The sequence below is a fragment of the uncultured Thiocystis sp. genome, assembly GCF_903866365.1.
GTDB lineage: Bacteria > Pseudomonadota > Gammaproteobacteria > Chromatiales > Chromatiaceae > Chromatium.
Window position 1 is genome coordinate 1 of record NZ_CAIPNF010000500.1, and the last position, 9927, is coordinate 9927.

A 9927-nucleotide genomic window follows, 5' to 3' on the forward strand; every position below is an offset into this window, starting at 1 on the left:
CGGAAATTCTCACCACCGCGTTGGTCGCCGCCCTCGAGTTTGGCGGATGCTTCAAACGGGCACATCGGTTCCTGCATGAAACGGGCTATCTGTCACATCGGCTCAGAGCGAGTCGCTTCGTGCGCCGTCTCCATCGTTGCGAACCGTTCGTGATGCCGTTGTTTCACGTCTTGGCCAGCCTGGGGCATGAACTGAACACCGAGCGTCTCTACATCGTCGACAGCTTCCCGCTCCCCGTCTGCGACAACATCCGGATTCGGCGCTGTCGTCGCTATCGGGGCGAAGCCTGGCGCGGCTACCAGGCGAGCAAACGCCGTTATTTCTATGGCCTGAAAATCCACATAATGGTTACAGCTCACGGACAACCCGTCGAGTTTTTTCTGACGCCCGGTGCAGACAGCGATGCCAAGGCATTGAAACAGTATGCCTTCGATCTCCCGACTCAGGCGACGATCACTGGCGATAAAGCCTATAACGATTATCGTTATGAGGATCTGCTCGAGGAGGCCGGTTTGTCTCTGCTGCCGCTCCGTAAGAAAAACTCCAAGCGTCCCCATGAACCGGCGCTGACGTACTTGATGTCCTCCGCTCGTCATGCTGTGGAAACAACCGGGAGCCTCATCGAACGACTGCTACCCAAACATATCCACAGCGTGACCGCTGCCGGTTTTGAACTCAAGACGGCTTTTTTTATCCTGGCCTGTAGCATCAACTTCCTTTTCTGAATCAGCCAAGGTGGCAACTTGGGTTATATATTGAAGCTGAGCGTCTTGGTCAGGTTGTTGAATCCATGCAGACGCAGCTTCTTCAGCGTGGTGGGCATCGTCGGGAAAAGCTCCTTGGGGGTTTGTCGGTTAAATTGGGAGCGCGCAAACTACCGATCAGGATCGGTCGATGCAAGCGAAACTCGCAAGTCGGGGAATCTTTCGGAAACCGGCAAGGCGCTGTCAGCGACCGGCCACCAGTCCCTGACGCTCACGCGGTTCGCGACTCAGACGTCGCGGATCTCGAAGTCATGAGTGATGGTCGCCATGGCGCCAAGCATGATGGATGCCGAGCAATATTTTTCCGCGCTTAAGCCGATGGCCTTTGCGACCCGCTTGGGGTCCAGGGCATGGCCGGTCACGATGAAATGCGCGTGAATGTTCGTAAAGATTTTCGGGTCCGTCGCGGCGCGCTCCGCCTCCAGTTCCACCACGCAGTCGGTTACCGCCTGGCGCGCCTTGCGCAGGATCGTCAGGACATCGAACTGAGTACAGCCGCCCATGCCGATGAGCAACATCTCCATGGGTCTGACGCCGAGATTGCGTCCGCCCGATTCAGGTGCACCATCCATGACAATGCCATGCCCCGAACCCGACTCGCCAAGCATGGCGACACCCTCGATCCACTTCACCCGCGCCTTCATACCGCCTCCCGATCGATGCATTCGGTCCGCCGGTCGGACCTTGAAAGATTCCGGTTTTTCACTGCCGGGAGGCTAGCATAGTTCGACAAGGCGCGGCAGCATGCCTAGAATCGTTAACAACCTCAGCCTTTGAACAGACCACTCTATGAGCATACTGAAACCGCTGCAGGAAACTCCACGCTGGCTGGAGCCATTTCTGGCGCAATGCCACACCAAAACCTATGAGAAGAATGTCGACTTCATCCGTCAGGGCCAGGCGGCGGAGACGCTGTACTACCTCATCGAGGGTTCGGTCGCGGCCATGATCGATGACGAGGAAGAGCGTCGCGAATTATTGCTGGCCTACATCAACAAGGGCGAGTTCATCGGCGAGATGGGCCTGTTCGTTCCGCAGAATACCCGGAGCGTGATCATTCGCACCCGCACGAAATGCAAGGTCGCCGAAATCACCTATCAACGTCTTGATCGACTGCTGAGCGAGGAACTCAAGGATGTCGCCAAGGAGTTTCTCTACAGTATCGGCCTGCAACTCTCGCAACGGCTGCGCACGACCAGCCGCAAGGTCGGCCATCTCGCGTTTCTCGATGTCACGGGTCGCATCGCCGGCACCCTGCTCGATCTCTGCAAACAACCCGACGCCATGACCCATCCGGACGGCATGCAGATTCGCGTGACCCGCCAGGAACTCGGGCGCATCGTCGGTTGTTCGCGCGAAATGGCGGGGCGGGTGATGAAAACCCTGGAAGAACAGGGATTGGTCAGCGTCAAAGGCAAGACGATCGTGGTCTTCGGGACGCGCTAGGACGGACCGGCGACACGCGCTCTACCCGGCGGGCTGAAAAACAGCCGCGCCAGCTCGGCGCCGGGGTCGTCGGCCCGCATGAACGCCTCGCCGACCAGAAAGGCATGCACCCCGTGCGCCCGCATCCGCGCGACATCGCCGCCGTCCAGGATGCCGCTCTCGGTCACCAGCAGCCGATCGGCGGGAATGGACCCGAGTAGCGCGAGCGTTGTTTCCAGGCTCACCTCGAAGGTCCGCAGATTCCGATTGTTGACGCCGATCAGGCGTCCGGGCACCGCCAGCGCCCGCTCCAGTTCCAGCGCGTCATGCACCTCGACCAGCACATCCATGCCAAGCGCATGCGCCAGCGCGTTCAAGTCGCGCAGACGCGCATCGTCGAGACAGGCCGCGATCAGCAGGATGCAATCCGCGCCCATCGCGCGGGCCTCGTGGACCTGATAGGCGTCGATGATGAAATCCTTGCGGATCACCGGCAACGCACAGGCCGCGCGCGCCTCCTTCAGATAGTCATCGCTGCCCTGAAAGAAATCGATATCGGTCAGCACCGAGAGACAGGCCGCGCCGCCGCCGGCATAGCTCGCCGCGATCTCGGCGGGCCGAAAATCCGCGCGCAGCAGACCCTTGCTTGGGCTGGCCTTTTTGATCTCGGCGATCACCGCCGGTTGACCGACGGCGAGCTTCGCGTGCAGCGCATCGGCAAAACCGCGCGCCGGTTCGTCGCCCGCTCGCGCGATGAGTGCGGACAGCGGCAGGCGTGCGGAACGCACACGCACCTCTTCCAGCTTGCGATGAACGATCTTTTTCAGGATATCGGGCGTTTCGGCCATATTCATGTTCTCTTGAACCGCGTTCGACGAAGTATCACGCAAAGCTCGCGGTCAGCGCGATTAAGCGCTCCAGCCGCCGCGCCGCCTCGCCGCTGGCAAGCGCGGCATCCGCCAGCGCCATGCCCTCCGCCAGGGTCTCCGCGCGGCCCGCCGCGTAAATGGCCGCCCCGGCATTGAGCTGGACGATATCGCGCGCCGGACCCGGTTGGTTGGCCAGGACTCCGCGCAGCAGGGCAAGACTCTCCAGAGGATCCTTGACGCGGATTGTCTCCAGATCGGCGCGAACCAGCCCGAAATCCTCCGGCCGGATGCGATAGCGATGAATCGCGCCGTCCTTCAGTTCGGCCACGTCCGTGGTGTCGGCGATGCTGATCTCGTCCAGACCGTCGCGGGCATGGACCACCAGCACATGCCGGCTGCCCAGCCGTTGCAGGACCTGCGCCAGCGGCTCCAGCAGGGTCGGACTGAAAACGCCCAGCACCTGATTGGGTACGCCGGCCGGGTTGGTCAGCGGTCCAAGAATATTGAAGATGGTGCGCGCGCCCAACTCGCGGCGCGGCCCGATCGCGTGCTTCATCGCGCCGTGATGGCCGGGCGCGAACATGAAGCCGACACCGACCTCGCGCACGCAGCGGGTCACCTGCTCGGGCGTCAGCGTCAGATTGACGCCTGCCGCCTCCAGGACATCGGCCGCTCCGGACTTGCTGGAGACCGAGCGGTTGCCATGCTTGGCGACATGACAGCCCGCCGCCGCCGCCACGAACATGCTGGTGGTCGAGACGTTGAAGGTGCCGGAGGCATCGCCGCCGGTGCCGACGATGTCGACGGTCCGTTCCAGCCCGCCGAGGTCCACGCCGGTCGCCAGCTCGCGCATCACCGAGGCCGCTGCGGCGATCTCGGTCACCGTCTCGCCCTTCATACGCAAGGCCACCAGAAAGCCCGCGATCTGGGCCGAGGTCGCGCCGCCGGTCATGATGGCGCGCATCACGGCGGTCATGTCTTCTTCGCCGAGATCATGCCGTTCGAGACAGCGGGCGATAGCGTCCTTGATATTCATTCGTCACGGCCCTCGATGAAGTTGCGCAGCAGGTCATGACCCTGCTGGGTCAGGATCGACTCGGGATGGAACTGCACGCCCTGAATGGGCAATTCGCGATGACGCACGCCCATGATGGCGTCGCGAGCGCCGTCCTCGGTCTCGGTCCAGGCGGTGATTTCCAGGCACTCCGGCAGGCTCGCTTGATCGATCACGAGCGAGTGATAGCGGGTCGCCTCGAACGGATTGGCCAACCCATGGAACACGCCCCGGTCAGTGTGATACATCGGCGAGGTCTTGCCATGCATCACCGCCGGCGCCTTGACGATCTGGCCGCCGAAGGCTTGCCCGATCGACTGATGACCGAGACAGACGCCCAAAATCGGCACCCGGCCCGCCAGCGCCCGGATCAGCGGCACCGAGATACCGGCCTCGTTCGGGGTGCAGGGACCGGGCGAGATCACGATGCGTTCCGGCTGCAGGGCCGCCACCTGCTCGACCGAGAGTTCGTCGTTGCGTACCACCCGCACCTCGGCGCCCAGTTCGCCGAAATACTGCACCAGGTTGTAGGTAAAGGAATCGTAATTGTCGATCATCAGCAACATAAAGCGTCTGCCCTTGTTTGTTCGGTATGGCCATCGTCGCCAATGCGCGGGTTTGCTCTGTCAACCGCTCATTTTCTCAAGAATTCATTGGGTAATCGGGTTTTCCAATCCGGCATCAACAGCAGGTCGCAATGGACGACCGTCCCGCCGGGATCGACCAGCTCTAACTCGCCCACGCGCGGGGACTCGATGGCGTAGTGATCGGACATCAGCCGCAACACGGCCTGCTTGTACTCGGTATCCAGATTACCGGCCAACTGCGGTCCTTTCGTTTCCAGCACCACCACCCGGTTCGTCTCCCGAGCGCGTTGCAGGGCAAAGATGAAGTCGGGATAAATCCTACCCCGCCGCCAGCCCTGAATCCCGTACTGCTGGCGGGCGACATTGCGATGCCACCAGGTCAAGGTGGCCTCGCTGTCCAGATAGACCGCGATGTTGCGCTCGTCCTGACTGGAAAAATCGCCCTTGTAGAGCGGCGCGAACAGGCTTTTTTGCAGCGGTCCGCCGCTCTTCCCGATCAGTTGTTCGGCGCCCTCCGGCTCATAGGTATCGGCCATGAACGGCATCCGCCAGTTATGATCGTCGGTGCGCAGCCGGAACTGAATTCGCCCCTCGGCGACCGCCGCTCGGAAGACCGCCTCGGCCATGCGGTCGCGTTCGCCGTCCAGCCAGCGGCGCAATTGCTCGACGATCAGCCCGCCCACCGCGCCCAGTGTCTCGGCGTCGAAACCGCGCGCCGTCAACCCCGCCAGCAGACGCCCGACGATCTCGCGGGCAATCCAGGGATTCGGCACCAGATCGGAGACCATCCGCACCGCGTAGGCGGGATCGAAGCGCAGCATCTCCACGCTGTGACCGCTGATCTCGTCAAGGATGCGTTCTTCGCCCACATCGGCCAGCCGGAAACGGCGCATCTGCTGTTCGGCGCTTTGGGCGTTGTCGGGAATATGCGCAATCAGCGGCGCGGGATCGAGCGCCGACCAGTCCAGATAGAACAGGATATCCTGTTCATAATCGAGCGGTCGAATCCTGCCGCCTTCAACCGCGAGCACTCGTGGCAGATAGATTTCAGTCTTGGCAAACGCCTCGCGCCGGGGAATCGAACGGCTGCCGTGGTCAGGATTGCCGCTGTCGCCGCTGATTCTGAGTTCCTTCACCAGATCACCCAGCCCGTCTTCTTGCAACCCGGTCTTAATGGCCTCCACCACACCCGCCGTCGCGGCGTGGTGGGTGATGACATAGCTTTCATCGAGCAGTGGGATGCCTGTCTTGTCGGCCTGTGGCTGGCGCAGGATGCGCCCGACCAGTTGGGTCAGTGCCGACAGATTCTGACTGGCCGCCAGGGCGCAGAGCACATAGGCGAAAGGACAATCCCAACCCTCCTGGAGCGCCTGCTTGGTGACGATGACCCGCACCCGGTTGGTCGGCGCGAGCAGATCCTGATTCTCGGGGTTGGCCAGTTCGTTGGTGTCGGCGGTCTTGATGGCGATTTCGGCCTCGTCCAGTCCCGCCGTGAGCAACCAGTCCTTGGCATCAAGTGCGTGGATATGGACGCCGTCGCGTTGATCCCGGCCGGTGCGCTCCACCTGAACCAACAGAATTGGACGAATGTAGCGGCCGCGTTCGCCGTGCAGTCGCCGCGCCTCGACTTGCAGCCGATTCAGACAGTCGAGCGCCGCACTCAGGGTATTGCGCCAGTCGGTCCCCTGGCGGGGGTCGAGATTCAGGGGCATCTTGATCATGCCCTCGCGGTCCAGTTCGGTGCCCGCCACCTCGACCAGGATATTGGCATGGCGGGCCGGTCGCGGGTTCGCGCCACCGCGCGCCGCGACATCTTTGGGCGTCGCGGTCAGTTCCAGCACGAAACAGGGGTTGAAGCCGTAGAGGGTCGCGAAGGCCAGTTCCGAAATCGCCTTGTGACCTTCGTCCATGACCACCACCGGGCGGATCAGACGCAGGGCGTTCCCCAGCGAATCCTTGACCAGCGGCCAGAAGGCTCCGGACTCGGCGGATGTGCCGTAAGCGTCGAGATTGGGTATCTGGTCCAGCACCAGCCGATGGGCTTCCACGTCGCCCTCGGGCGGAAAAAACCCCCGCACGTCGCCGCGATCGCGAAACATTTTCAAGGATTCGCGGCTCTGCCGGTTGGCCGATGGGAGCATCAGCAGCATGACGCACAGATGCGATTCGACATCGCGGGCGTCGAGCGGATCGGTCTTTTCCAGGATCCTCACCCGCCCCGCCGCCGCGCGGTCGAGCATCTGCCGATAGGGATGCTGGCGGTCGGTCAGTTGGCGCCTGGTCTGGCTGTAGATCGCCTCGTTGGGCACGATCCACAGCACAAAGCCGGTGTTCCGGCCCAGATAACGCCCGCAGAGACGCGACAGCGCGGACACCGCCAGATAGGTCTTGCCGCCGCCGGTCGGCACCTTGAACACGGCATTGGGCGTCGCCCGGCCGATGCCATCCAGACGCGGCGAGTAGGGAATGGCCGCGCGCGAGGGCGGAAGCCGGCCGGCTGTCTTGAGCGCATTCCAGGCGTTCGCGGCGAAATCCGGGATGTCGAGCCCCAGGTCCGGCTGTTGACGCGCCAGATCGGCGATACCATCCGCGCGTTTCTTCTGCGCCGACAGTTCGGTCAGATAGGCGTCGAACAGGGTCAGCACCCGTGCCTGATAGTCAAGATCGCGCATCGTTGTGTCAGCGTTCGTTAGTGGATCGGAACCGGATCGCCAGAAGCCCTAGCTGTTATCGGAGAATTGATCGGGCGTGAGGCCAGAGGCTCTTATCAGGCTACGGAGGGTTCCTGTTGCGACTTCACTGTGATTCGGAACAGACAGAGTCGCAAGGCGATCGTCTTTGACCAGGATGATATGGCCACCTCTTTGCCGAGCGATTTTCCATCCGAATTTTTCAAATATCCGAACCACTTCTTTCCCGCTGAGTCTGAGCAAAGACGGCATCAGGCAGCGATCTCAATTTGCTTGGTCTCGATCGTGAGCGGATAACCCTGTTCCGCGCGAACTTCCAGGCATAACTGGATTGCTTCTTCGATATTTGCCAATGCCTCGTTTTTTGTCTTTCCTTGAGTCACGCACCCAGGGATTGATGGGCATTCCACAATCCAGATACCGTCTTCGTCTCTGTCGATGGTGACTGAGAATTTCATGGTCAACGACCTCTTTGTTGTGGAGCAATGTCACGCCGCCTTGAGCGGCGCGACATCGTCCGCTGTCAGTTCCGGTGCAACAAGTTTCGTAGTGTGGATATGTTGCATGCAACATGCATTGCGGTATATTGTGTTACATGCAACTCAATAAAGGAGATTCGCATGGCAACCACGCACGTGAATGCACGCGTTCAAAAGCACCGCGATGCGCTGCGCGGGTCAGGGCTTCGTCCGGTGCAGATTTGGGTGCCCGATACGCGACGGCCCGGCTTTGCGGAAGAATGCCGCCGTCAGTCTCGCCTTGTCGCTCAAGCGGATATGGCCGACACGGACATGCAGCAGTTCATGGATGACGCCTTGGCTGACCTGGATGGCTGGACCGAATGATACGCGGCGACTTGGTCACTGTCGCCATGCAAGGCGATTGTGGCAAGCCGCGACCCGCTTTGGTGATCCAGTCCGATCAGTTCAACGAGCACGCCACTGTGACCGTGCTGCCACTGACCGGCACGCTGGTTGCCGCACCGCTGTTGCGCATCACCGTTCAGCCCAGTGCGGAAAATGGCTTGCAAAAGCCATCGCAGGCGATGGTGGACAAGGCCATGACGGTGAAACGCGACAAGGTCAGCGCGGCCTTTGGGCGCATGGATGCCACTGCGATGGTGGAGGTCGATCGTTGCCTGGCGGTGTTCTTGGGAATCGCAAAGTGAAGGCGATAGAAAATCATCTGGCTCATGGGGCGAAATGTGTGGTTGACCGGTGCCAGGTCAGCACAAGCAGTCGATTCAGAAGGGAGTGCTTCCCCGTCAGAGGATGCCTTCACTCAATTCGCCCCATGAGCCAATCATCTTTGTGGTGACGCAATATCAGGCGGCCTTGAGCGGCGCGACATCGTCCGCCGTCAGTTCCGGCGCGCCAAGACCGGCGAGGATCCGGTTCAGGTCCGTTACCGTGACGTTCATTGGCGCGGTGATCTCGATACCGATCGGCCTTCCGTCCTCGGCATAATCGACGATCATGCCGGGATCGGCTTTCGCGGTTCGGTGACTCCTGTCATGCGGCGCGCGCGGAAGATAGAGATAGGCGGCCATGGCGCGCCCGTGTCGAAAAGTGACTTCAAGATAAGGGGTCTTCATGTCATTGGTCCCATACAGGATAAGCGGTGATCACCACCAGGACACGCTCGATCGTGTCTGGCTCGACAATGACCTCCCAGGGATGTTGGTCATGTCGGGTCTCGATGACCCAACGACCCTCGACCACATCTTGTCTGTAACTCCTGGCGTGTTGGAGCATCTCCCGCAGGTCGACCTCGTTGAATCGGCGGTCTTCCATGCGCTTGAGCAGGTGTGGCGTCCATTCGAGATCCCACTGCCACCAATCCGGAAAGGCGCGCCGCTTCATGCGATGCGATACAGGGCAAACGGCAGGGGCGCGAATTCGACCGGCAGACCGGAATCATTCAGCAGCTTTTGCGAGACGAACTTGGCCGGGGCGAAGACCCGATGCGGCTTGTCCGGCTTGGCGTTCACCAGGGCCTCGGCGCGCGACAGGGTCAGGGCCGCCGCGCGGGATTTGAGAAATTCCAGATCGGGGCGGTAGATCAGCCAGACATGATCGTGGCTGGAGGCGCCGAGATAGCCGCAGCCCGCCACTTCCTCGTTCGGCAGCGGGCTGGGGGCGATCTCATTGGTGGCGGTGTGGAACAGCAGTGCGCCCAGTTGCGCGAAGGCCGGCAGCGAGTCGCCGGTGAGCATCCGGTCCATCTCCACGGCCTCGCCCAGGGTGCAGAAGGCGAAACTGCCGCCCAGTCCCGCGACCCGTTCGGTGATCGCCTTTTCGCCGGTGACGATGAGTTCGCCGTCCTTGACCTCGGACTTGATGCGGTCGAAGCGATGGCCTTCCAGGGTCTTGATGGATTCGACATGGTCAAGCAGCCTGTCGGCCTTTTTCAGGCTGGTGAAGGTGAGCCGTTCGCGGTGGAGTTCTTCGCGTTGGTTGCCGGAAAAGGCATAGCCGTCGATGACGCGGCGGGCGCGTTCGGCGGTGAGGGTGTCGGCGTAGTCCTCGCATTCGACCA

13 protein-coding genes and 1 pseudogene are annotated in these 9927 nt (G+C 61.6%); 4 read left to right on the forward strand and 10 right to left on the reverse strand.

The features are described 5' to 3' along the window. The coding region (locus tag QZY07_RS27030) for an IS982 family transposase (RefSeq protein WP_295409578.1) at window positions 1-725 on the forward strand (725 nt) is incomplete at its 5' end. Between the two features lie 266 nt (window positions 726-991). Here QZY07_RS27030 and QZY07_RS27035 read toward each other — a convergent pair. Then, complete coding sequence (locus QZY07_RS27035; protein ID WP_295409611.1) at window positions 992-1408, reverse strand: OsmC family protein; 417 nt, start codon at window positions 1406-1408, stop codon at window positions 992-994. Window positions 1409-1553: 145 nt separating this feature from the next. Here QZY07_RS27035 and crp point away from each other — a divergent pair, with 145 nt between their 5' ends. Beyond that, entirely contained in the window at window positions 1554-2210 is a 657-nt protein-coding gene (gene crp, locus QZY07_RS27040) for a cAMP-activated global transcriptional regulator CRP (protein WP_295409582.1), read from the forward strand. Here crp and trpC read toward each other — a convergent pair. The 6 genes from trpC to QZY07_RS27070 all read right to left on the reverse strand — a co-directional run bounded on the left by trpC (window position 2207) and on the right by QZY07_RS27070 (window position 7847). Continuing rightward, entirely contained in the window at window positions 2207-3037 is an 831-nt protein-coding gene (gene trpC / locus QZY07_RS27045; RefSeq protein ID WP_295409585.1) for an indole-3-glycerol phosphate synthase TrpC, read from the reverse strand. The genes crp and trpC overlap by 4 nt on opposite strands. Before the next feature lie 34 nt (window positions 3038-3071). Then, window positions 3072-4094, reverse strand: coding sequence for an anthranilate phosphoribosyltransferase (gene trpD, locus QZY07_RS27050; protein ID WP_295409588.1), 1023 nt, complete (start codon window positions 4092-4094; stop codon window positions 3072-3074). Then, window positions 4091-4678: an aminodeoxychorismate/anthranilate synthase component II gene (locus QZY07_RS27055; RefSeq protein WP_295409590.1), complete on the reverse strand. Its 588-nt coding sequence runs from the start codon at window positions 4676-4678 to the stop codon at window positions 4091-4093. Before QZY07_RS27055 ends, trpD begins: the two co-directional genes overlap by 4 nt. A 68-nt stretch (window positions 4679-4746) precedes the next feature. After that, the gene (locus QZY07_RS27060) at window positions 4747-7371 is read right to left on the reverse strand and encodes a DEAD/DEAH box helicase family protein (RefSeq protein WP_295409592.1); all 2625 of its coding nucleotides are present in this window, start codon (window positions 7369-7371) and stop codon (window positions 4747-4749) included. A 48-nt stretch (window positions 7372-7419) separates the two neighbouring features. Next, the gene (locus QZY07_RS27065) at window positions 7420-7641 is read right to left on the reverse strand and encodes a type II toxin-antitoxin system HicA family toxin (protein WP_295409594.1); all 222 of its coding nucleotides are present in this window, start codon (window positions 7639-7641) and stop codon (window positions 7420-7422) included. After that, window positions 7641-7847, reverse strand: coding sequence for a type II toxin-antitoxin system HicB family antitoxin (locus tag QZY07_RS27070; protein WP_295409597.1), 207 nt, complete (start codon window positions 7845-7847; stop codon window positions 7641-7643). The genes QZY07_RS27065 and QZY07_RS27070 overlap by 1 nt, the downstream gene beginning before the upstream one ends. A gap of 162 nt (window positions 7848-8009) precedes the next feature. Here QZY07_RS27070 and QZY07_RS27075 point away from each other — a divergent pair, with 162 nt between their 5' ends. Further along, window positions 8010-8234 (forward strand): antitoxin MazE family protein, encoded by a 225-nt coding sequence (locus QZY07_RS27075; RefSeq protein WP_295409600.1) that lies wholly within the window; start codon window positions 8010-8012, stop codon window positions 8232-8234. Continuing rightward, on the forward strand, window positions 8231-8557 hold the full coding sequence (locus QZY07_RS27080; RefSeq protein WP_295409604.1) for a type II toxin-antitoxin system PemK/MazF family toxin: 327 nt from the start codon (window positions 8231-8233) through the stop codon (window positions 8555-8557). The genes QZY07_RS27075 and QZY07_RS27080 overlap by 4 nt, the downstream gene beginning before the upstream one ends. 156 nt (window positions 8558-8713) lie before the next feature. Here QZY07_RS27080 and QZY07_RS27085 read toward each other — a convergent pair whose 3' ends face one another. From QZY07_RS27085 to QZY07_RS27095, 3 genes and pseudogenes are all read right to left on the reverse strand, one after another. Continuing rightward, window positions 8714-8983 (reverse strand): DUF2283 domain-containing protein, encoded by a 270-nt coding sequence (locus tag QZY07_RS27085; RefSeq protein ID WP_295409606.1) that lies wholly within the window; start codon window positions 8981-8983, stop codon window positions 8714-8716. A 1-nt stretch (window position 8984) separates the two neighbouring features. Then, window positions 8985-9251 (reverse strand): DUF4258 domain-containing protein, encoded by a 267-nt coding sequence (locus QZY07_RS27090; protein WP_295409609.1) that lies wholly within the window; start codon window positions 9249-9251, stop codon window positions 8985-8987. Further along, window positions 9248-9927, reverse strand: a pseudogene (locus QZY07_RS27095) (hypothetical protein); the annotation flags it as partial. The pseudogene QZY07_RS27095 and the gene QZY07_RS27090, both read right to left, overlap by 4 nt.